A 23611-nucleotide genomic window follows, 5' to 3' on the forward strand; every position below is an offset into this window, starting at 1 on the left:
GTATCTACAAGAAAAGAATGTTAGAACATACCATACTATTTAGTTTGGTACAGCTGGTACCACTGATCGTATCTACCGGTATCATATATATATTGCTAGAACTTACTGATACGGAGTGGAAAACCTGGTTTAGTTATGAAGGAATCTTTGTAATTATTTTTCTTATAACAAGGTTCCAGGTGTTTCCGAATAAGAAAAGTATTATCTCTTTAAATCAACACGAAAAATGGTTTTCAAAGTTAAATATCTTCTTGGTCTCTATATTTCTAGTATTATTTGCATCCATACCAACTCTATTAAAAATTGCTTTCATTCTACAAATGACTGTTATTCTATTTCTACTAGAGTACCTTTGTTTGTATATTGATCGTTTACCGATACATAATTTATATAGAGTAAAAGAGATCATTTGTGATAAAAAACAACTCAAAATTGAACGAATTATTCCAAACAATGAGGAACACGGTACTCATACAATTAAAACAAGGGATGAGCAATACTTTTTATATACCGCTGTGTATTTGAGCGGCATACTATCGCCAATTTCAGAAGAAGTATTTGAAGAATATGAAAGAAAGAACCTAATGGGTAGATAAAAGGTACTGAATGTAGATTCAGTACCTTTTCTATCTTTATATATAATTCTTTACATATTTGCAAATAGCCATGGAGCGAGTACGGCTAACATACACAGCAAACAAGATCCTGTTATGACACGGTTAGACCAACGATAATACTCAGGCTGTTTCGTACTTTCATAAATCTTTCTTAAACGAATACCTGCAATTAACATAAATGGTGTGAAAATAAGTGCTGTTGCTTTAAACAGGTCTAAAAAATCCGTGAAGATGTTCATAAACGAAAATACATCGGAACTAAACAAGAAGTACACACTTAGTCTCATGGACATCATGCTAATAAACGAGAAAATCATACTTCCAGTCGCCCACTTCATCCATTGACCATTCTTTGTAATTAATGCCATAACCATAACAATAACGCCTAATACGAATGAAATAGAAAAGATATTTACTCCTACTTTAAAAGCCGGTGCATACATACCTTCAATCTTTTGTATGATTGATGAGCCGAATGAATCATCTTTCTCTGTTTTTTTCGCTCGATTATTCAATCCCTCTTGAAAGGATGACGAAAGGTCATTCCCGTTCGATTTATTAAAATCTACTTTTACAGAAGCCTGAGCTGCTTGTAAGGGCATAAGTAGTAAAATCATTAAAATGAGCGTACATAGGACTCCAATCATCCCTTTTTCTTGTTTCATCATACATCACCCGCTAATTTCGGTTTAACGCTTTTTAATTTGATTTGATTTCCTTCCGCAACATAATAAAGATCTGCTGCATAATAGATATTTGCCTTCGTATATGCTCCCATAATAGCATTCGCAATTTCTTCCTTCTCTACTGCAATGTATGTTTCATTTTCATTGTAAAATTCAATTTCAATTCGATTAATATTATTATTTAGTACTGTGATATGTAACTCTTTTAGGCTATCTAGACGATTTCCTAATCCACATACTAATTTAAATACTTTATTTGCAATTGTTGGTGGTTTTACATACGTCGTATTAAAATGAATCGTTTCATCATCTATCACACCATCTTCCTCGACTTCACACGTCATAATGAAAGAATGATTTTGTTTTTCAATTTCTTGTTGACTCAACTTGCGATCAATGACATACTTCACGCTTGTTGACAGGTTTTCTATATATTCATCCAGTTCGGTATTTGAAATTTTAACCTCTGAGAATTCCGGAAAAATCATGTAAGCGTGTATATTAGAACTACTTTTACTTACACGTAATACCTGGACTTGTTTCTTTTCATAGCGCACCGTTTGTTCTAATTTTTCTACTACATTGTTACTTATGGAATTAATATTCATTTACATTCACCTTTCAAAATTGTTATTTTTTCAACTCAAAATATTTTTTACTTCATTTAATCCTCATGTATGGATTTAATCTATTTTAAGCATTGTAATATTACGAAGAGTTCTCAATTCCCCTGTTTTAAGACTGTTAATCACTTGAATCTCAAAACATTTCAATATTACAATGACGTACAATGTCTCATTATAGTCGAATATCCTTATATGGTGAATCATTCTGTCCCACTCATTTGTACAAAAATAAAAAAATGTTTTATTCTTGTACAAATGAGTGAGAAAATGCTGTGCTTCATGCTATTTAACTAAGAAAATACAACTAGGAAATAGAATTATATATTCCCTAGTTGTCTATTACTCCATTCAACTAGTGTATAAGAATAAGGTGAATCGACCTCTAATTTCATATACAGTAATTGATTTTTCGGTAATATCTCTCCCTCTGTATGAATCCAATAACGCTTTTTATTAGACATATTTATGACACGTGTTAGTCCTTGTTCTTGTTCTATTACTTTTGCAGTCCACCTCACAAAATCCATATCTTCAACATCAGCTACTCCTTGTTGAACAGGAAAAACGTGTTCCGTTTCCGGTGGAATTGAAACATATTCTTGTTGTGAATACATGTCCTCATATTCTAATAATTCTTCTGGTATATCCTCATCACTTGGAAAAGGAATATCATAAACAACTTCAGGAGTAGGAGTATGATGAAAAGCATCAGCATACTCCACTTCTTCTATATCCTCATGTTTTAACCTGTTACTCTCTTCCTCACCCAGATTTTTATGAACAGATGTAGCAACTAAATCATAAATATTTGCTACATCCTTTTCTAAGGTGATTTCTTTTGTTGGAACAGTAACACGCTCTTGTTCCCTTCCAATAGGTCTATTTTCTCTTGGGCACCAATAAACGGGTCTTTCCACCGGTTTATTTTCCATTTCTTTTTTCTTGGCTTCTTCTATTAGAAATTTTTTCCTTGAATTACGAACTACCAAAAACACATAACAAAATAGACCAATAAAAATCTTCGTAAACATAATATTCCCCTCTCGATCATCCAAATAAATCAAACTCATACTGTCCATCGATTACTTTGTTTTTTCGTTTTTCTTTCTTTTTTGAGGAATCCACTTCAACAATAACTGAATCCCAGAATGTGATATCTTGTTTTTGTACAAGCATACGCTTATCAGTATTCAGTGTTGTTAAAGCTCGAATGATATCCTCTATCTCTCCATCTACTTCAAGTACATTCTGCTTCACTCGAACTCCAGGTACTTGTTCTTTTTTAATACATTCAACGGCACTTTGTACAAATTGAGCTTCTTTCATAAATGCTACGTCCATCGTTTCTGGTAATTTCTCCACCCAATTCGTAAATTGAATTTCAATTGATTCAAATACAGGTGTAATGACATTACCGATGTTCGCAAGGACGCGTTTCGATTCATCAGATGCTGCTTTTGTCCATTCCTCTGTAGAACCTTTTAATTGATTTCCACTCTTAATGTTTTGAATTAATAGAGTCTGTAGATCTCCTGTATCACCAAGCATTGCATTCAGTCCATCGCTTGTTGCATCACCATTCATTGCTTCAGCAGCTTTATTCTTCTGAGCAATTAACTGAGCCATCTGAGCTTGGAATGTTTCTTTGTAGCCCAGATAGAAGGTTCTACATTGCTTAGTTTGTCCAATACGCCAGTGTCTTCTTGCAGCTTGGTTTAACGTAAATAAGCTAAATGATAGTTGGTAGAAAATTATTGTTGGCGTGGCCAGCAAGTCCAATCCTACCTTAACTAATTCTTGTGAACAGATGATTACATTCACACCGCTACTTACTTGCTCTTTTAACCATGCACTGCGCTTTGGCGGAGCAACTGTATTCGTGCGAAGAATAGATACTTTTGCACCAGGTACTTGCTCTGCAACCTTCTGTAAACGAGGCTGAATGTCTCGTTCTTTCACTGTAGATCCTGTATCAGATACATAAATGATGGTTGGACGACCTTCAGAGATTTCAGTTTGCAATATTTCTTGTAACTTCTTCTCCTTCGGCTGTATACAATCCTCATCAAATCTAAATTCCTCGTTGGACCAAACCAATTCTTTTTCCGCGTTATCTAAGTGATAGTTTGGATAGTGGTTCATATTATCTGGATACGAATTTCCTGTACGAATATAAGAGAGCCATAGTTTCCCAACATCTGGTGTACCTTTCGCCCCTTCAATCGCCTTCTCAAAAGACCCTTTCATATGCTCATAAGCCTTTTTTTGTTCTTCCGACATCTCGACAAGAATCGTAGGTACATTAATTAACTCTACAGGATTTGGCCAAACATCTTTTAAGCGTACATTAATGGTTGTATCCATTAAGAATTGAGTAAACACATATGGTGAAATACCAGGAACAACTTTTGTTTTATCTAACATCCCTTGTGCACCACGTGAAGCAACGTTGGATACCACTTCACCGTCATGATAATACGTTCTCTCTATGTTTCCGTAGGTTTCATTCCACTCCATTAAAGAACTATATTCAAAGCCCCTTTTCACCATCTTTTGTGGGAATAAACGCCATAAAGTATAGAATACGTCGCTCGCGCGCCCACCGAATAATGTACCTGTTCCAGCTACAACTTTCTTACAAACCTTTGCTAAACTTCCTAGTGCAGTTCCTTGCGCTGTTTCACTTTTTAATTCGTGGACTTCGTCACAAATTAAAGCATCAAAGAAGTGTTTCATTTTTCGACGAATATACTCAACGGTAGCTACCTTTCGATATGCTCGTCCTGATTGTTTCGCTTCATATGGCTTGACACGATTCTCTAGCTCTAGTTGCTTTTGCAACGGTTTATTTCCCTCTTTTATTGCTTGCACTAATTTATTTTCATATTTGGTCCAATCTTTAAAACTCGCATATTTCGTTTTTACTTTTGGACTCCAAATGTTTGAATTACAATCAGCACATACACTGTTTTTATTTGTTTTTGAATCTAAGTCACTTCCTGTGAAATCTTTATACTGGCAGACTTCTTTCTGATCACCATTAGCTTGTTGAACCATAATAGAAGACGTTTTTTTACGTAACTTAGCACCACAATCTGGACAGTAGTAGCCATTCTTATAATATCTTTGCACATCTTCCTTCGATTTCTTGGAAAGTGCAATTTGTTTATAAGGTAATGGCATTTGTTTAATTGAGTCCCCTCGCATCGTTGTAAAACTAATGACAAAGAAGGTTGGTTTTTCTGGTTTTGGTCTTCCTGCCTGAATCCAAGATTGATGAATGCGAATTAAATCCTCTGTACGTTTAATCAGATGTACGTCTGCGTCTGGTATTAAGTGTCGTATTTCTTCTTTTGCCCACTTCTCAGTAAGAGTCGGTGGAACAAATACGCAGGTACGATACCCTTTTTTTCCGGTTAAATGGAAATATCCATCTACTGTCGCTGTCATGATTGCGCTTTTTCCGCTCGACATTTCCCCCTGTATAATGATTCCTTTTTGTACTTGTAACGCTTTTGCTGCACCTGTTGCTACATGTGCCTGTACAGGGAATAATGGTCTTTGGTACGTATCAAAATGAGATAATGCCTGTTCTTTCATCGGTTGATGTAAAGGCTCATCTAATTTCGTTACCTTATCAAGCATGACAGGTGAATACTCCAATAGATATTCATTTAAATCATTAATTTCATTGATTTTTTCACCTGTACCATCTTGTGGGAATTTACATTTTCCAGTGCGTATCATTTCTGATAAAAACTCTTTACAATCCTCTTCTTTTAGCACTACCTGCGCAATAGATAGAGAAGTAAATTCATTCTTATCAAAATACACATCTAATGGTTGTAATAACTTTCTAGTCAGCATCTCTTCGTATATTGGCTTCGCCCATTCTTCTAAGATTGGGAGACCGTATGGAGGAGCCATTAAGAAATCTCTTACTTGCATTTCTGGTGCTTCATCAATTGCAACAATATACTTTTCTTCTAATTCTTTAGAAAACGCAATAATTGCCTTTTTTCTATTTACTGTTTGTGTATTTATAAACTCAAATTGTCCAGTCGAGATTACATTCATTTTTTTGCCTAATACATAATGTAATTCTTCTTTTTGTCCCTCTCCAAAATACAAACGACGAGTCCCCATTGATATGGCTGCTCTGAATGACTTTAATGTACTGTCATTCGCACCTAACACTGCAAATTGCATTTGGTTGTTTTGATTAACTGCCATAGCAAAGCAGAAGGCTGAATGTGAAGCAGTTCCCGTCTCCAATTGCAACATCGCTGGTGTTTGTTCCTGATCAAATGTATCTTGTTGAATCATTTCTTGTAACATAAGTTTCCCTCCTAAAATAAAAAACGCATCTTATTCGATACGTTTCATGTCCTACTCATTCAATTTATTGGCTGAAAATCTATAAACTGTTTCCACTCTGGTAATGACTGTTCAGCCGCATGTAGCATATCACCTGCACCTTGAAAGACAGAGAATTGCTCTAATACTTCCAAATATGTACCTGCACCTAATTGAGAAGCACATAAACAAATGACTGTAAGTACAATAGCAATACGAAACATACGATTACTAAATTCCCATACAATAAATAATGCTCCTATTCCTAATAGTACAGACATAGCCTTCTTCCTTTCCTAGACAAGTTCTTTGACTTCACCTTTTGGCGTTGCAATGATAAATTTAGCGCGACGTTTTTGTAAAACAACTTCTTTTGTTGTTTTTTCCAATTGCTCAAATGAATGTTCATAATACACATTTTCAGATCCACGAACTGCATGGAGTGTATCACCTTCACCAAGCAAACCATCTGCCACACCCGTTATCAGCAATAGTCCTAATTGTCCGGAAGCAATCGGCATTTTTGCTCTTTCAGCTGCTGTTTTCTCATCTTGAAGTGAGTAACCATTCCCTCTATTTAAACGCTTTTTGAATGTCAAGATACCTTCCGATTTTCCCACTCCTTCATAAGCACTTTTATAGTCCACTCGTGATGTAAAAATTAGTTTGTTTTGATGACGCAATTCAGGTATAGTCCAGTCCTTACGATTCACCATTTGTGCTAATGTATTCACATGTTTTCTTACGAAAGCAAGATCGGACATATTTTCACAAAAATTAGCAAATCGATCATTGAAATATGTATCATTCTTCATAGCTGCACGCTTTCGGCCAATAAAAACACATTGCTTAAATTGCTCAAATTCTTCATTTTCATCGCCAAAACGCATTAATCCTATTTCCTCATAATGTTTTGCTAAGAAATAACTGATGTCGTCTCTAGCAAATCTATCGTATGGAATGACATACACCATAATCCCACCTTCTTGTAAATAAAGGTGAGCACGCTTTAGGAAGCTGAACTCCATTTTCTCTGATTTTGTATTTTCTGTACGAAGCTCCGTATTATATGGAGGATTTAAAAATATAAGCGGAAAGTAGTCATGACTAATCATCATGCTTTCAAAGCTTGAGCGTACCACTACATCTAATTGCTCTTTTGCTTTGCCATATCGATTTGCATCTACTTCCACACCATATGTATCAAGTTGTATGCCAACCTGTCTCACCTCATCTGCAAAACTTCGTAAAATTGTCCCTTCTCCACAGCATGGATCAAAGCAAGCATAAGCTCGCTCTGATTCCATTTGTAATAATTGTACTAAGTGTTTCCCTTCTGTTAGTGGTGTTGGATAAAATCCCGCCGCTAAATCATTTCCTAACCGCATAATCGTTCCCTCCAAGTTCTTTTTTACAATAAAAAAAGGAAGCTCCAAGTAAATACATCACTTAGTTCTTCCTTTTACCCTCTATACACTACCTCGACTTTATTAAAACGGTAGTAAATCATCTGTAATCTCCAATAGCTCATCCAAACCAGCGAATATATCATCCGACTCTTTGGATTGCTCGTTTGTTTCCTTCTCTTTGGGATCGTCTAATATTGTCCAAATGTTATCCTTTTTCATGTTCATACTCCTCTATCCTTCTTATTTTTCAGGTTCATAAACAACTTCCTCGTAATCAAAAAAGTAATCTTTCAGCTTACGTAGGATCTTATGAAACTTCGGTTCGGCTACGATCTTAGTACCACTATAAAAACTTCGTTGCCCAACAAAGCGCCATAAGATGACATAGCCTACCTTCATTTCCTGTATCCCTTCAATATATAATGCGATTTCTTGAATGGCTTCTTTTTCATTACGAACATGTGGCTTAAAATATTGAACTTTACCATCAGGTAATATGATTTCTGCCTCTAAACAACCTCGCAATTGATTAATTCTCGATCTGGATTCAGATGACATTTCTGGTGCAGCATATGACTTCTGGTTATTTTCCATTCGTATTTTATGCTCCTCTACTGTTGGTACTAATTTTAAGTGTCTACAATCTTTATTCATTTTCATATCTCCTCTAATTTGTTATTTTATTAATTATAAATAACCCCGCCGGCGAACTTGAAAACAACACAAAAAGGGCTTCTTCAAGTCGATTAAAAATGTGCATAGCAAAATAAGCTATATATACACTAATCGGCTCAAAGAAGCCCTTTCACAATTGAAACAAGACGCAACTTGCTTCTACAACTCAACCACAACACAAAAAAAGGTGTGGGAATAAACGGAATCAAATAAACTAACAATATACCCATATATTACACAATTTAAATTTTTATATCAAGATTTTTTTAAAAATATGAAAATCTTACTCTTTTACTATTAAAATACGAGCCTTCGATAAGTAAAATATGCAAATAGAGAGTCTAGCTTTAGTTCCTAGCACTCTATTAACTAATTAATAAGGAGATGTTAACTATGTTGAAACATATCAAACAGGCTAAAAATGAAATCTTACTTATGGCGATTCTATTTTCTCTATTTTTTATAATGCTTTTATATAATGAGGGGGCTGCTGTACTTAGCGTATCTGCGTGCTTATTTAATATTATTGCAAAGGATCTTTTCTCTCAGAGAGCATAAAAACTATTTATAAATTATTATTTAGAAACAGACATAGTAAAAAGAAGAAAAAACATCCTACAAAATGTTTTTTCTTCTTTAATAATCTGGTTAGCCACTACATTTTTTCTAATATTTCTTGTCTCTCATACCACTTAGACATTTTTTCAACTGCATTTGCAGATAGCCGCTTGGTTTCTCTGTTACAAAATCTAGATAATGTAGGTGCTGATATTCTTATTTCTTTTGCTAATTCTCGTATAGACTTATTTTCAAATTTGCGTTGTTTAAGGATTTTCTCTCGAACAGCCTCTTCATCAAATCTATTAAGCTCTTCATTATTTTTTTTCGGAGGCATATTAACGGCATCCGTAGCCTTTTCAAAATATTCTATAGATTCTTCAGTATTATTTTCTAACTCTAGTGTTTTTTTCTTAGGTAAATTATACATTGACTTAATTAATTCTTCCGGTGGAAGTATAGTAATATTTAAATTCACCCAATAATCTTTAAACCAATTCTTCTTATTAAAACGTTCTTCATCTAATGTTACTGTATACTCCCACTTAGAAATTACGTTCTCTTTTTCTAAGTCAGTAAGAACATTCTCTAGATGTTCTCTAATCCGACTCGGCTTCCAAGTAAGCGGGATTGCCATAACAGCTAATAAGCCTTTATCTCCTCCAATGGAGTATGGTCGCTTCAAAGTTGAATATATTTGTCGTATTCTCCATTGCCATGTTAGATAACGAATTAAACGTTTATGATACTTATGTCGATAACTATTATACTCAAGTGCCTTTTTAGATAATAATGCTGTGGTATTATTTGAACCATATAAATAACTTGTTAAAAAACTCCCTGGTTTGATACGGCAAGATTCAATGCCCATATATTCATTTGTTGTATTGTGTCTCCATAATACAACTGAATCCAAGACAAATAACCGTTTGACAACTTCTCTCTTTACTTTATATTTTTCGTCATGTTCATTTTCTTCATTTAAGACTACTACTTCATTATCATCATTTAAATAAATAAAGATACTTGCTAGTGCTGCAATACGCTTAGCAACCTTAATTTTATCTTCAGGTCTGTAGTACTCTCCTTTACTTACTTTCTTTTTTGGTACATTGCACATATCCAATACTTGCTCATATGAAAATTCTATAAATTCATCTGGGGATTTTGCTTGTGCTAGCCACTGGATGGTAATGGAGTCCAATACATCAGCTGTCAGATCATCCATATTGCTCATTACATCATTCACCAAAGTATTCCAACGAGATGCTTCGTCATCTTTAATAAGCTTTAAATCTTCATCTCTGTGAGAAGAGAGCTGAGCTATTGCATTACTTTCCTTTGTTTCAATAGGGTAAGATTTTACACCCATACCTGCGTCTTCTTCAAAGTGATTTTTAGAGATTCCATCACGTAATTTAAAATAAACTGCGGAATTATTAACTTCAAAATATTCTTTATCATCTGGTTCATCTGGTTCATCTGGTTCATCCTCATTTACGTCTCCCTGGATGATTGTTCCATCATTAAACTTATTAGCATTCTTAAACTCGTCTTCTAATACCTTTTCAATAATTGCATGAATTTCATCTTTATACTCTTTTAACTTAATACCAATTTGTAACGAAGTAATTCCTTCTTCATTCTTTTTATTCAACCATGATACTAATGCCGAAAAAGATGGGGAAACATATTGAGACGTCACAACCTTAGTATTATCTTTTTCTACATCTGAACTATAGGCAGTCCATTTGTTCCAAACAGCTTTATTATTTCCATATAAGGGCTCAGATATTAATAATGCATCCGTAAACAGTTGTGTTAATCTCTCCACATTTTCACTCCTTCCGTATTTTCTTTCAAACAAACATTTAATCTAATACATATATGTAAACAATTATTTTTTCCAGCTTTAGTTATATTCAAGCAGTACTGACACGATTTTTCTTTATTTACAACATAAAATAACATTAATTATACATTAGTTTTCAATAGGTCTTCAATCAATCTAATAAATTAAGAGATGAAACACTTTTTACCATATAGTGAACCTTCACTACAAATATGAAACATTTTTATCTAATCGTGTCCCATATTCTCATAAAATGTTCATTTGAATAGAATTTATACCGCATATACACTAAATTCTTTACTATTTATTTGAAAGAAATTTGCCATACCCTTAACCTAAACCCGAAAACATAAAACATCAATTAATTTAAATACGTAATACAAAATTTTTTCCAATACCTTATAAGCCCATTGATATCAACATTTCACCTTTATTTTAATGCATAAAACCTTTGAATTTTAACAAATTGTTTTTGCCATATCCTTGACCTAAATACATACATGAAACGGCCATAAACCCTTATGTACCAATGTTTTACCTTATTCCCCCAATAATTTCATTTTATATTAAACATGAAACACTTTTGCCATATCCTTGACCTTATAAAAATCAAAACATGAAACACCTTTTACCATATCCTTGACCTTATAGCTATTACATTTTCTCCTATAACCCTTTATATAAAGGGATTTACAGTATTTTCCCCTAATGAACGACCTATGATTAAAACATGAAACACTTTTGCCATATCCTTGACCTAAAAATTAGAAACAATTCTCCTTAACCCTCTATATATCAACAATCTTCCCGTGTTTCATTATTGTGTTTAGACAATTAGGACATGAAACGTTTTTTACCATATCCTTAACACAAATTTTTTTCCATAGATTCTCTAATCCCTTATAATCATTGGGTTTATAACGTGTTTCATGTTTTAAAAATTCCTCTTAAAGGGGCACCTTTCAACATTTTTCATTTTGCTATAATCAAAATTGGTATATTTTATAGTATTTTGGCATATATTTCTGAATTTGTAGAACGGAGGTGAAAAAGATGGGAAAATCATTTGTGATACGTAATCAACGTAGCTTAAATGGGGAAACAACCAATGCTGTGTTAGTAACATTAAAAGCTTGGCAAAAATTTGTGGAAACATTTGAGGAGAAATACTACAGCTATAAAGATACATATTTAGAAGATATTCTGCAGCACATGACATACGAAGAACGTATTGCTGACGTAGAAGGCTTTGTCGAAAAAGCCAAACCATCTTTTTCACGTCGCGCAATGTCTGCACTTGCAGAAAAAACAGGAAGAAAACATAAATTATACGGCATTACAAATGCTGATCTCGAAGTTTTCTTATATCTACATAAGAAATGCTTTACTAATGGTGTTATTCCAAATGTAACAATACATATGATGTGGGAAGATTACAAGCAATACAAAGAAGAATTTGCTTATATCCAACACTCTCAATTCTATATTGCATTAAAGAAATTAAACTTACATAACATTATCTCCATTGAAAACGGAGTAGATGGCCGATATACTATCAAGCTGACTCATTTTATGAATGAGGAAACAGGAAAAGCAAATCCATACGTATATATTAGTCCTGTTGTATTTACAAAGGCTTTCTTTAAGCTATCTGTAGCGGCTAAGAAACTATTCTTAGATATCGCCATGCAACAACATACAGAAACAACATTAAAGCGTTCTTTAGACAAGCAGGACGAAAGAGGCAACAAAACTCACTTCGGTGGGATGTATCGTTTCTTACATAAAAAATATCCGCATCAGATCCGTGCGGTTATCGAGGAGTTAACAACTGCATTACCATGTACGGGGAATCCCCTATTCAAAATTTGCAAAATGCAAAAAGGGGTAAAACATACAAAACGATATACAACCTTATATCTATCTATCCATTCGGACTTCTTATGTACGAAAGAATCTGGTGAAGAACAACACAGGGATCCATTTACACCAAAGGCTACGTATGCGCGTAAAGCGAAATTCATTGAATCAGTCCTACAAGAGATGAATATCGGTGAACTTTCTGCAGACATGAATAAATTTATTCATGTATTAAAGCATACTTGTCATCGTCAAATCCGCAGCGTCATTCGCGGACTTCGTGACATGATTGATCGAAAAGAAGGATATCCAACGAAAATTGTATATACATTGAAAAAGCTATTACATCAAACATCTCAATATCAAATCCTTGATACAGCAGCAAAAGAAGGTATCTACCCTCTTATTGCGCAGCATATACCAAAAGAGAGAGATAGCGAACGTGAGCAAGCTGTCTTTAATTTCGGTTTACATTATTCTATGTACTCTCTTCACAACATTAAGAAGATGTTTAAGAATGTGCATGCACTACTGAAGCAGAAGTTTGCGGTACCAGTGACGGAAGAGTCTTATCACCGTAATTATCTAAAATACCAGGAAGAAACGTTATTTAGAAAATATGCATATGATCAGGGGGTTAATCTCCATGCATATATCGCTTTAGAAATTGAAATGCGTGAAAAACTAAAAGTTCGTGGCCATAAAGAACGCACGATTCCAAGTGATGTACGTGAATGGTTTATCGAGGCAATTGATAAGCTGCCACAAGAAAAACTTCGTGTTATTGAACTACCAAAGCAGTTTAATTTACTAGAGTTTATGCGTACCTTCGAACGTTTAGTACGTGCTGGAGTAACAATAACAGCTCCAGATCAGGTGCTAAACGCAATGGAAATAAAATAATAGTAATGAGCTCTCTATTTTTGAAAAAATCGAAAGTAGAGGGCTATTCGTGTTTGTTTGATTAGTAATCTATTTCTGCTACTCTACTTATACATACCAAATCAGAAGAACTTCATGTAAAATGGAGTCTTTTTTTATGCAATTCTATACAAATTCGCTTCTAGCAATATATAACTCTCCACATAACACTAGGGAGTATTCTTCTAATGTATTAAAACCTATCTTATAATACCTACAAAAAATCAAAAGGAAAATTATAAAAATAGTGGATATGCGGACAAATATGATTCAATGTGAATATAATCTTTCTAAAATCATTGTAATTACTAATGTCGTTGTATATATCTAATAAAAATCATCAATAATAATGTGAGTTATGTGTAAATACTGAGTAATGTTAACAAATAGCTGCCTAACCTGAATGAAATGTGGATAATTAGAGGATAAATATCAACTCAACAACCAAAATAAGTAAAATAACTTCTATTTACAAGGTTGAATATATATAATGTGATTGGTATCAAATTCTTTCTGATTTCATGTAGAAATGTATTATTTTCTTTCTGCTTTTTTGTAGAATTAAAAGTCTAATAATCCTTGAATCTATGGATAAATTTTATGTAATTTATGATTTTTTATGTTCTTATATTAAATTTCCCCTTGCGGGAGTAAGCCTAACCTCTATTTTGAATAACCTATAAAAGTTTTATCTTTATTTCTTTTTAATATATAAGATATATATTTATAATAGATTTTTAATACAACTAGTATGATTGTTAATAAGATCTCTGACCTAATTGAAAATATTTGTAAATTACGTTATAATAATGGTAATTAAACATATCATTACCCCATACAAAAGGACAAACCTACGTATCCCTACCAGGACTAGGTTTGTCCTTTTTTCATTTTAATAAACAATTTATATTGGAGGATTTAACATGACAGCATTAAATGATACAACTTATACAGAAACAAATACGTATAATGAGATTAGTTTTTTTAAAGGACTGCTTTGGGGATTAGTTTTTGTAGTTCCTTTTTGGAGCATTTTAATAACGCTATACATTTTACTTTGCAAATAATAATCAACATATAAAAAATACAAAGGGTTGTTTTTCCGTTTGCATTTTTTATATGCCAGCAACCGTGCGTAGCAAAGGGCGGTAGCAGGTCTTTCACTTATTTTCTGTTATAATATATCCTAAGAAATTAGGTGATTATTATGAACGAAACAATTTGCTTAGAGAAAACATTAGAGGCTTTTTCAGCGTATTTAAATGAACAAGGACGAAAACATTCTACAGTTCAACGTTATGCATACGATATTAAGGATTTTTTTAAGTGGTTAGAAGTAAGTGAAATACTTTTTCATATCAAATCATGGAATGAACTTTCTGAAGCAGACTATCAGATGTATTTCTCTGAGTTAGAAGACAAACGCAAATATTCTCAGAAAACAAGACACAGAATATGGGTTGTTTTAAAGAAGTTACACATGTTTTTAGGTATAGTTAGTCCGTTGGATGGTATTAATCTCTCTTTAATTCCGGATCAATCACTAAATGATAATGATTTTATTACCGAAATGGAAGAAAAGCTTTTAAAGCAAACTGTTCTATCAATAAAGGGATTAACGGAAAGACAAGCCCAATATCGGCCTTTAATCATGGATAGAAACGCTTGTATAATTAATTTAATAGTAAACTATGGTTTGTCTTTACAAGAGCTTGTATCGCTTAATATGAGCCATATACAGTTTGCTAGAAATATATTAATGATACCTGGGGAAAATGGAGCAACTAGGTCTGTTTCTTTAACTATGGAAGATACGCAGCAGCTTTATAAATATTACACCACTATTCCGGAACCTGTAAGACCTAGACAACACACAGATAATCCCCTATTTGTGGCATTTGATTTTAATCGAGGTACGTATCGATGGGTGTACGAAAATGATGCACCAAAGGCTTTGTCTGAAGTTGCTATACAAAAGATGATACGACTTGAAGTGAAACGTGCGGAGTTAAATAGGCGTATCTCTGCACAGCAGATGAGAAACACTTTTATTCTCCGTCTTATTAAGAAAGGGTTAACTGAAGATGAGTTGGTAAGTAGGATGGGGTTCAAAACTAAAATATCTTTAAAAAGATATTATCAATATTTACAGTGACCTATATTAACCATACTAAAATAAGAAGACATGTTCTATAAATAGAAGACGTCTTCTTATTAATGTACTTTTCTTTGATTACTTTTTACTTTTCCTCATCTATCTTTTTACTTTTCCTCATCTATCTTTTTAATTGCAGCTTCATTCTGACTGATTATATCTTGAAAATGCTCTTGCTTATTTTCTTCTACAAACTGTATAAATTCTTCGAATTCCATTATTATCACCTTATTTCATTAACTTTGATTACTTGTTCTAATTCGAATACAGAAAGTACCTGGATGTGTAAAAATGCCTTTAGGGCATTCCAAACCTCTCTGTGATCATCTAACGATACCTGGAGAGCGCTTTTCCAAACATCCATCCCAACCTTGTTATATTCAGGATTTCCTTTTATAAGGCATGCTTTATGTATAGCAAACGAAACCGGATCAGCTTTTACATCTTGATATAGTACAAGTGTAGGAACCCAATCAATTGGAGTATATAAGTGCATAAGATTCTCCAAACATTTCTTTAGAACGCTATTGTCTCCTATGCAATGTATTTCACCGCTTATTGTATCCATTATGATTTTTTCACTCGGATGTATCTCTCTAACGTAAAATGGTACTTGTTCTTCATAATGTTTATATATCCTTTTAAATGCTTCTATGGCCTTTTCTATTGATGTCGCATGAATAAAACTGATTTTATGTTCCGTAGTAATTTCTAATATGTATAGGCGCATAATTATTCATCCCCTATATTATATATATATATATTAATTGATACATTGTATCATCTTATTTTAATTTAAAGAAAGCACCTACGTTACTGGTACTCTCTTTAAATATAGCTTCTATTTATTTGTTAATCTATTAAAAAAGCCTCGTTTCTTAATTCCTTAAGTATTTTTACAAAGAGATGGTTTGTCTCTTCGGATAGTATTTCCTCTGTTTCTATTAATCTAGAAAGTCTATTTGTAAACTCTGCAGCATACAAAAGCTTCGTACTAGCTTTTTCATCTTCTTTAAATAATTGTTCATTCTTCATGGATTGAATTAATAGCTGAATTAGCATTTGTTTATGTTGTTCGTTCTTTTTTCCATGGTACATATCCATTCCTAACCAATGACGAACAATTCGTTCAGCGTCTCTTGCTTCTGTTACATCTACTCTAGATACAACAAAGGTTAGTTTGTTCCATGTAAGCTTTGCAGAATCATTAGAATAATTTGAAGGAAAAAAGAAAAAACTCTGCTGCGTAACTTTCTGTCGTTCCTTCATCCAACGAAATATCTCCTGCTTCCCTAAATGAACATCAATTTCCACGAAAAACACAGGGAATGGAGACGTCGTTTTTTCTTCATTTATTGTACAATCAGGTTTGAACACCAATTCACCAAGACATGCGTGATGTATTGGCTCCAATTCATCTCGATATACACGAATACCATCTGTGTCATACCAGCCTTGTAGTACTGCCTCAATTTCTTCTTCAGATATAAGACTCGTATTCATTTCTTGTTGAATATAAAGTAGATATTCTAAAAGCATTCTTCTACCTTCTACTGTTAGTCCTCCAGGTGCATAGTCTCCCTTTTCTGTACGATCAAACATAATATAATCATATTCAACATGATTACATATGGAAAACAAGTCTGAATCCCTTTTATTTTCGTTTCTAAGGAGCGTTTGCAGGCTTCGTCTATTCATTACATTCCGATACCGAATATCGTTTCTAATCGAACGTAAGAAGCTTTTCCAGGATTGTAGATAAGCATAGTCCGTATACCCCTCACTAATTAGCTGGGTCAACATTTTATCCTCACCATTCATCATTAGGCAAGTCCAACATCCACTACGTGAGTTTGCAGCTCCACAAGCATTTCCCTGCTGCTTCCCACCTGTTTTTATGCCACATTCAAACATAGCTTGTCCATACTGTATGCTCATTTCTTCCACATCCACACCAAAGGGCAGTATCCCTCTATCTAAAAGTAACATCCATACTTCATCACCGGTTAAAAATTTAACTGGATTAAAGCAGAGGATATTCTTCATATCATTATGACGTGAAAATAAGGAATCATTACTTATCTCATGCTTTTGAATACTATGTCTTCTTCGAGCGCTCTCTTCATTACGAACGGCCAGCATAAGCACACCATCATATTCATCAAAGCATTCTACTGCAGTAGTAGTTTGAGAAGCTATTAAGATTTCTTTCATCTTTCGCTGCATCGGTTTGACCTTGAGAGAGTCAGTACACCATCTCAATCTACTGTTTCCGCTCGGCGGTAAAACGCCTCTGCCTATTACTTTATACCAATATGATTCTTTCATAAGTGGTTTCACACCATGAACGACAAATGGTAGGTTTTGCTCATTTGCTTTCTCCTGGATCTTTTGTAATGTCCTTGAGATATAAGCCGTCATAGCAGGTGTTTCTACTCCAACTTCGGAAGTTAAGATATGAATTGGATTTGTACGTTCCTCTAGTGGTAGCTCAGCAATTGCATCCCATAGTAACGTCAACATGGCAGAACTATCTTTCCCCCCACTGTAACCTACAAAACAACAATCGCGAGATAAATAGACTTTTTTCATTTCCTCTTTAATTTCTTTATATATATCCATCATTATATTGTTATCCCCATAGCAAAGTATCATTTCATACTACTATGGAGCATACCTCCTCTGTTTTTAGATAGAAAAAGAGAGTCCCTATTTAATAGGCACTCTCTTTTGTGTATATCCTCTATTTTTAATCAACTGTGATTTCATGTATATTCAACTTGTTTAACTTTTCCATATAAAAGCTCATTACTTTTTGAGCATGTTGTATAGCGATTAATCCATCTTGAACAGTAAGTGCTTCAAAATACGGATAACGAATGTCTGTAGCATAACCATTTAGCTGCACGCACTGTTCTAAAATCAATGAGAATTCCTCATCTAATTTCCGACATGATTTGTGCAGCATTAAAAGGTTATGAGTTTTTGGGACTGTCCTACCGTTTAGTGCAAGAAATCCTTTTAGAAGTTTTTCCACACATTGTTGACTATGATAACAAATAATTGCAGTTGGGAAAGGTTTCATGTGAGTTAAGTAACTAGCAGAATCTAAATCAGATTTTGCAATAAATACCCACTCTTTTAGATCCTCAATATTTCTCATATAGGACCTTCCCTTCTAGTGCAATCTTATGTTCCATAGTAACGGTACGGCTAGCACGTTCTTGAAACTCTTCTGGTCCGTACACTAAAATATCAACTGGTGTTTCCATAACATCATAAATACCCCAATTGATACGATTAATGACTTCCCTTTTTCTTTCTCCGACACCTTCCACAACAATACAGAGATCAAAATCACTGTCTTCATTTGGTGTGCCATATGCATGAGAGCCAAAAAGGATGATTTTTTGGACAGAAGATACAGTTTCACGAATCTTTTGCACTAATAGGTCCAATTCCCTTTGTACTTCTTCGTTAATCCGAATCACTCCTCGGATAAAGTAATTATATTGACGTTTAAGTATATTATACATACGTTTCCCTTCTCCTTGCTATTACATATTTATTTTTATATTTTTCTCTTGTTTCCCAACGTTCTGCAATGCTTGATAACATTCGTATATCTGCTTGAAATCTTGTAAAAATCCATCGTCAGAGATACTATGAAAGCCTTTAAAGTTCTTTCTACACCAATATAAAATGCTAGATTCATCCTTCGCTAAAAAAGAATCCGGATTGAAATGAATCAAAGCCTCTGCTAAACAAGCCAGAAGCAATGGTATCATTCCGGAATCTTGCTTTGATAAATCAAGTACAGATACAACGGTATACTGTTTATATTGGTAGTATTGTAGAACACCATTACACATGTTTGTTGGTGTTAAACTGTGTTGTAATTGAGTGGAATCTAATTGATACACTCTCATCTTGTCCCCTCCTATATCATTACCCCTCAATTGGTGCAGCTTTCATAAAAGCCTTTTGAGCTTGGAAAATGATATAGTGATTCGATACGGTACCTTCATCAAAGAGTTCGTTGACGAATTGAGCAACAGTCATGGCAGCGAACTTATTGGTAATAACGCGCTGTGGTTCTGAAGCAGCTAATTCGGAACAACTTAATTGACTTGGAGCTGTTTCTTTTTTCGTAAAAGCATCCGGAAATAAATCACCAAGCGGTGAAAGAATGACCTCGCCATTCAATTTAACTCCACATACTGCTTGTCCGTTATAACCACTGTTTTTATAATCAGCTATTTGTTGAGGTGTCCAATGTCTTTTATTTACTTCTCTCCAATTATCAGGAACTGTTACAGCTGTATTCCCTACATCGATGTAAAGAAGATTATCTGATTGATGGAAGAATTGATGAAAGACCTCGCGAGAAAACATATTATCTACTGCCCCAATTACAATTGGCAGATACAAGTAATCGTCTTTATGTTGTTTTTTTAATAAATCATATTTGTTACCAAACAACTGCTGCATTGTTTCTATGTCTTCTATATACTGCGACGTAAAGGAAGAGATAGGAACGTTATAGCCAGCTTTATATCGACGAGCCAGTACTTCTGCTTTGTATTTACCAACATCAGGTCGAATAAAGAGTTGATTTCCAAGGTTGTAGAGTAGGAAGCGAGCGCCTTGTCATATTGCTATGATAGGTTTCTCAAAACCCCTCACCGAACCGTACGTACTCCTCTCAGAGTATACGGCTCTCCATCAATTGCTTGTCAAAGTTATTTTTTTCTGTTTTTCGCTATAAGTTCTACTCTCATATCATAGTGAATTTCATTATGGCAATCCTCACATACGGCTAATGTTTTGCGTCTACGGGCAATCATTAATTTTTGCCATTTGGCTTTGCCTTTCTCAACATCTTTCATTTTTCGGACATGGTGCATTACTAAGTTAGAATCGGTTTTACCACAATGTTCACATTTGTTGGCTGACAACCTATCCATAAGACTAGTTGTTGACATATGAACTCTTGAGGCTAACAAGTTGTCGATGTTATTTTCTTGTGTTTTCATCTTAGTTATATCAACCGTTCTAAATCCTTCCCTGTAGAAAGAATGAGAGTGTTGTTTGCCTTTTTTATCTTTGTAATTGACTATGAATACACCGTTTTTGCAATATTTCCCCTTAATTTTTCCGATTGAGCTTTTATATTTATTGGCGAATGTTTTATACATGCTGTATTCTAGAACGTAACTGAATTTTTGGAGTACCGTTGAATTAACTGCATATTTGTAGTAGTTGTACATCCCTCTGATCTGTAATACATAATTATGTAGTATTTCCAAATCATCTAGGTGTGCCATTTCCGGTCTATGCTTTGGTTTCCAAGTTTCTTTCCCATTCACATACTTCATTTCTAAAACATTCAGGGCAAGTAATTTATTTCGCCATGCTTCATGGGGGATTTCAAGTCTTACTTTTAGATTGTGATGTCTTCTTTTTGCACCTTTCACCGAGTATTTGGTAAATAACTCGTTTCTAGTGATATTGACGTTGTATCCAAGAAATGTTGCTTTCTTGCTAGAGTGGGTGATAAGTGTTTTTTCTTCTGATAAAGTTAATTTTAATTCTTCATTGAGAAATTGAGCTATATCAGATTTAATGGCTTTGGCATCATCTTTACTGCCGATTATCATTACAATAAAGTCATCAGCATATCTAACATATTTTAGTGACTTAAATTTATCCGACATTGGATTGTAGTAGGGACGTTGTCCCCTTTCCTTAACCCATTCGTTGACTTGCTTGATTAATTCCTGAGCTTCATTGTGTTTACCTTGTTCTCTTAGTAAGTCTGCTTTCTTACGCCCTCTTTTTATTTTGAGGTGTAAGTATTGATATCTTTTATCAACTTCTCTGTCTTTTGGTTGACCTTTTCCGAACTTTTCAGCGTATTTTTCCATGTATATATCTAGTTCGTTTAGATATATGTTGGCAAGAAGAGGACTGAGAATCCCTCCTTGTGGTGTTCCACTGAATGTTTTGTGGAATTGCCAATCCTCCATGTACCCAGCTCTTAGGAACTTCCATATTAATCCGATGAGTGTTTCGTCATTGATACGTTTTCTTAGTAGGTCAATTAGGATATGGTGGTCGATATTGTCAAAGAAACCTTGAATATCACCTTCAATAAACCATTTAGTTCCATTACCACTCTTTTTAATTTGTTTCAAAGCTGTATGACAACCCCTATTTTTCCTGAATCCATGTGAGTTCTCAGAGAAGTTTGGTTCATAAATTGCTTCTAAGATATACTTTATTACTAATTGGACAAGTTTATCGTCAAATGTCGGTACCCCAAGAGGACGTTTTTTCTTACTCCCTTTTTTATCAATATATACTCGCTTAACAGGAGTAGGTTTATAGTTACCATTTTTAATGTTGTTGATGATTTTAGATACTCTATTTTTTGAGAAGCCATCAACAGTGTTATTTATGGTTCCTCTGGTCATATTACCTGGATTGGCATATATTTCTTGATAACCTTTATAGTAGAATTCTGGATTATAAAGATTTCTATATAATCTTTTGAACTTATAGTTTTCTTTAATAGTATTCTTCGACAAGGTGTTCAATACATAAACTGGATTTCTCATCAGCATCTCGCTTCCTTCCTGTTTATTATCATCATGAACTAATTGACTACCTTCCTTCGCCATCCTGATTTCACAACCATGACCTAACGTAATTTGTCATACGTTAGTGTGATAGGCTTTCCCTATCTCTGACTACTACGAAGGCTCCGTTACCATATGGAATATTCAAGAGCCACATTTCTTGGTTTTTACCTTGAAATCATCCTCTATAGCCATAAATGGCGCTTCCACTTAGGTAATCCCCATTTAGTACCTTGTAAATAGTTTGTAGTAATGTCGGTTGGGACTTTCAATCTTTACTAATGTACTTTAGTTGGTTCTCTAGTGTGAAACACACCTCTCTCCACAAAAAATAGATGAGCTGAACTAGAGACATATCGTTTCAATGTCTATTTCGATATGGTCGTCGATAAGACCCCTTGATTTATCCTTCACGCAGTTTAGCATTCAACCTTGTTTACCACGGTACACCTAGAAATTCAGTCGCACTCATGACATTAGAGTGACTTATCCCGTTGCAGCCATGCTACACTCCCCGTTCACTTTCGATTACGGATAAGGCTACCGGTGTCGGGTTGTTATCTTGTTTCACTTCACCCGCTGATTTACTAAATCAGAGTTTACAAGGCCCTTATGGGCGCACTTTTTCTTCAACCGTGTCTGGATCTGCAACTACAATTTCGCCATCCAATTGAAAAATACTCATCATTTGAGCAATATGTTGTAAAATTAATCCTCCGTTTCCTCCAGCACCTACTAATACAATATGTGGTACAATCTTCTTTCCTTCTGCAATATCAATAACAATACTCATTTTTATAGCCCCCTATTTTCTTTTGATAGTGTATTCTCTAAATTTCGTAGAAATGGAATCGATAAATTTGTAAGCCTATGCACGGTATACAAGTCAAATGAATGCATCACTAGTATCGATGCAGCATAAATAACTCCTTCCTCTTGCACAATGCCTACAACATATTGAAGTAAATTCAACTGCACAACAAGCGTGTCTATATATTCTTGATGTGTGTCTAAATCAATATGAGTATTCTTCCTCTGTCCTTCTAATGCTTCATATATGTGATTCATCTCTAACTTGCACATAAATTGAAATAGCTTATAGTCATCATGCGATTCCTCTATTGCTTGTTTATTCTTTGTAAGAACTAACATGTAGTGCTTTATCTTTGTAAACATTGAAACGTGAATTGTTTTTAATGTTGTCATAATAAAGAAAGAGACATAAAAATATGTCTCTTTTACGCCCCCTTGTGTG

General features: G+C 34.2%; 22 protein-coding genes and 1 pseudogene. 5 read left to right on the forward strand and 18 right to left on the reverse strand.

Features of this window, described 5'->3' with window-relative positions; genetic code table 11:
* Window positions 1-17: 17 nt before the first annotated feature.
* On the forward strand, window positions 18-596 hold the full coding sequence (locus tag NST14_RS29165) for a hypothetical protein (protein ID WP_080450259.1): 579 nt from the start codon (window positions 18-20) through the stop codon (window positions 594-596).
* Between the two features lie 50 nt (window positions 597-646).
* Here the strand turns inward: NST14_RS29165 and NST14_RS29170 are convergent, their stop codons facing one another.
* From NST14_RS29170 to NST14_RS29205, 8 genes are all read right to left on the reverse strand, one after another.
* Complete coding sequence (locus NST14_RS29170; RefSeq protein ID WP_048520064.1) at window positions 647-1282, reverse strand: hypothetical protein; 636 nt, start codon at window positions 1280-1282, stop codon at window positions 647-649.
* Complete coding sequence (locus NST14_RS29175; protein ID WP_048520061.1) at window positions 1282-1911, reverse strand: hypothetical protein; 630 nt, start codon at window positions 1909-1911, stop codon at window positions 1282-1284. Before NST14_RS29175 ends, NST14_RS29170 begins: the two co-directional genes overlap by 1 nt.
* 335 nt (window positions 1912-2246) lie before the next feature.
* Window positions 2247-2960 carry a hypothetical protein gene (locus NST14_RS29180; protein WP_000494367.1) on the reverse strand — a complete coding sequence of 238 codons (714 nt, stop codon included), beginning with the start codon at window positions 2958-2960 and terminating at the stop codon, window positions 2247-2249.
* Window positions 2961-2976: 16 nt separating this feature from the next.
* On the reverse strand, window positions 2977-6267 hold the full coding sequence (locus tag NST14_RS29185) for a DEAD/DEAH box helicase (RefSeq protein ID WP_048520062.1): 3291 nt from the start codon (window positions 6265-6267) through the stop codon (window positions 2977-2979).
* A 59-nt stretch (window positions 6268-6326) separates the two neighbouring features.
* The gene (locus tag NST14_RS29190) at window positions 6327-6566 is read right to left on the reverse strand and encodes a hypothetical protein (RefSeq protein WP_042512121.1); all 240 of its coding nucleotides are present in this window, start codon (window positions 6564-6566) and stop codon (window positions 6327-6329) included.
* 15 nt (window positions 6567-6581) lie between these two features.
* The gene (locus NST14_RS29195; protein WP_042512122.1) at window positions 6582-7673 is read right to left on the reverse strand and encodes a DUF6094 domain-containing protein; all 1092 of its coding nucleotides are present in this window, start codon (window positions 7671-7673) and stop codon (window positions 6582-6584) included.
* Between the two features lie 102 nt (window positions 7674-7775).
* Window positions 7776-7913 carry a hypothetical protein gene (locus NST14_RS29200; RefSeq protein ID WP_000710998.1) on the reverse strand — a complete coding sequence of 46 codons (138 nt, stop codon included), beginning with the start codon at window positions 7911-7913 and terminating at the stop codon, window positions 7776-7778.
* 21 nt (window positions 7914-7934) lie between these two features.
* Window positions 7935-8348: a DUF6018 family natural product bioysynthesis protein gene (locus tag NST14_RS29205; RefSeq protein ID WP_001030573.1), complete on the reverse strand. Its 414-nt coding sequence runs from the start codon at window positions 8346-8348 to the stop codon at window positions 7935-7937.
* A gap of 414 nt (window positions 8349-8762) precedes the next feature.
* Here NST14_RS29205 and NST14_RS29210 point away from each other — a divergent pair, with 414 nt between their 5' ends.
* On the forward strand, window positions 8763-8927 hold the full coding sequence (locus tag NST14_RS29210; RefSeq protein WP_000912109.1) for a hypothetical protein: 165 nt from the start codon (window positions 8763-8765) through the stop codon (window positions 8925-8927).
* A 97-nt stretch (window positions 8928-9024) separates the two neighbouring features.
* Here NST14_RS29210 and NST14_RS29215 read toward each other — a convergent pair whose 3' ends face one another.
* Complete coding sequence (locus NST14_RS29215) at window positions 9025-10761, reverse strand: helix-turn-helix domain-containing protein (RefSeq protein ID WP_042512123.1); 1737 nt, start codon at window positions 10759-10761, stop codon at window positions 9025-9027.
* A gap of 1071 nt (window positions 10762-11832) precedes the next feature.
* Here NST14_RS29215 and NST14_RS29220 point away from each other — a divergent pair.
* From NST14_RS29220 to NST14_RS29230, 3 genes are all read left to right on the forward strand, one after another.
* Window positions 11833-13542, forward strand: a complete 1710-nt coding sequence (locus NST14_RS29220; RefSeq protein ID WP_042512124.1) for a hypothetical protein — start codon at window positions 11833-11835, stop codon at window positions 13540-13542.
* A gap of 941 nt (window positions 13543-14483) precedes the next feature.
* The gene (locus NST14_RS29225; RefSeq protein ID WP_172855682.1) at window positions 14484-14627 is read left to right on the forward strand and encodes a hypothetical protein; all 144 of its coding nucleotides are present in this window, start codon (window positions 14484-14486) and stop codon (window positions 14625-14627) included.
* 140 nt (window positions 14628-14767) lie between these two features.
* A complete protein-coding gene (locus NST14_RS29230; RefSeq protein ID WP_042512125.1) occupies window positions 14768-15715 on the forward strand; it encodes a tyrosine-type recombinase/integrase in 948 nt (315 codons plus the stop codon).
* A gap of 223 nt (window positions 15716-15938) precedes the next feature.
* Here NST14_RS29230 and NST14_RS29235 read toward each other — a convergent pair whose 3' ends face one another.
* The 9 genes and pseudogenes from NST14_RS29235 to NST14_RS29275 form a co-directional block, all read right to left on the reverse strand.
* A complete protein-coding gene (locus NST14_RS29235; RefSeq protein ID WP_001242093.1) occupies window positions 15939-16445 on the reverse strand; it encodes a hypothetical protein in 507 nt (168 codons plus the stop codon).
* A 122-nt stretch (window positions 16446-16567) separates the two neighbouring features.
* The gene (locus NST14_RS29240; protein ID WP_042512161.1) at window positions 16568-18340 is read right to left on the reverse strand and encodes a phosphoadenosine phosphosulfate reductase domain-containing protein; all 1773 of its coding nucleotides are present in this window, start codon (window positions 18338-18340) and stop codon (window positions 16568-16570) included.
* A 124-nt stretch (window positions 18341-18464) separates the two neighbouring features.
* The gene (locus NST14_RS29245; protein ID WP_001244160.1) at window positions 18465-18878 is read right to left on the reverse strand and encodes a HEPN domain-containing protein; all 414 of its coding nucleotides are present in this window, start codon (window positions 18876-18878) and stop codon (window positions 18465-18467) included.
* A complete protein-coding gene (locus NST14_RS29250) occupies window positions 18865-19251 on the reverse strand; it encodes a nucleotidyltransferase domain-containing protein (RefSeq protein WP_000282368.1) in 387 nt (128 codons plus the stop codon). Before NST14_RS29250 ends, NST14_RS29245 begins: the two co-directional genes overlap by 14 nt.
* 21 nt (window positions 19252-19272) lie before the next feature.
* The gene (locus NST14_RS29255) at window positions 19273-19644 is read right to left on the reverse strand and encodes a hypothetical protein (protein ID WP_001267129.1); all 372 of its coding nucleotides are present in this window, start codon (window positions 19642-19644) and stop codon (window positions 19273-19275) included.
* Between the two features lie 19 nt (window positions 19645-19663).
* A pseudogene (locus NST14_RS29260) lies at window positions 19664-20341 on the reverse strand (ThiF family adenylyltransferase); the annotation flags it as partial.
* Window positions 20342-20457: 116 nt separating this feature from the next.
* Window positions 20458-22335 carry a reverse transcriptase domain-containing protein gene (locus tag NST14_RS29265; protein ID WP_042512162.1) on the reverse strand — a complete coding sequence of 626 codons (1878 nt, stop codon included), beginning with the start codon at window positions 22333-22335 and terminating at the stop codon, window positions 20458-20460.
* Window positions 22336-22966: 631 nt separating this feature from the next.
* Window positions 22967-23149 (reverse strand): hypothetical protein, encoded by a 183-nt coding sequence (locus NST14_RS29270; RefSeq protein WP_000029266.1) that lies wholly within the window; start codon window positions 23147-23149, stop codon window positions 22967-22969.
* A gap of 2 nt (window positions 23150-23151) precedes the next feature.
* The gene (locus NST14_RS29275; RefSeq protein ID WP_000209415.1) at window positions 23152-23562 is read right to left on the reverse strand and encodes a hypothetical protein; all 411 of its coding nucleotides are present in this window, start codon (window positions 23560-23562) and stop codon (window positions 23152-23154) included.
* Window positions 23563-23611: the final 49 nt, after the last annotated feature.

Source organism: Bacillus sp. FSL W8-0519, assembly GCF_038005585.1.
GTDB classification, from domain to species: domain Bacteria; phylum Bacillota; class Bacilli; order Bacillales; family Bacillaceae_G; genus Bacillus_A; species Bacillus_A paranthracis.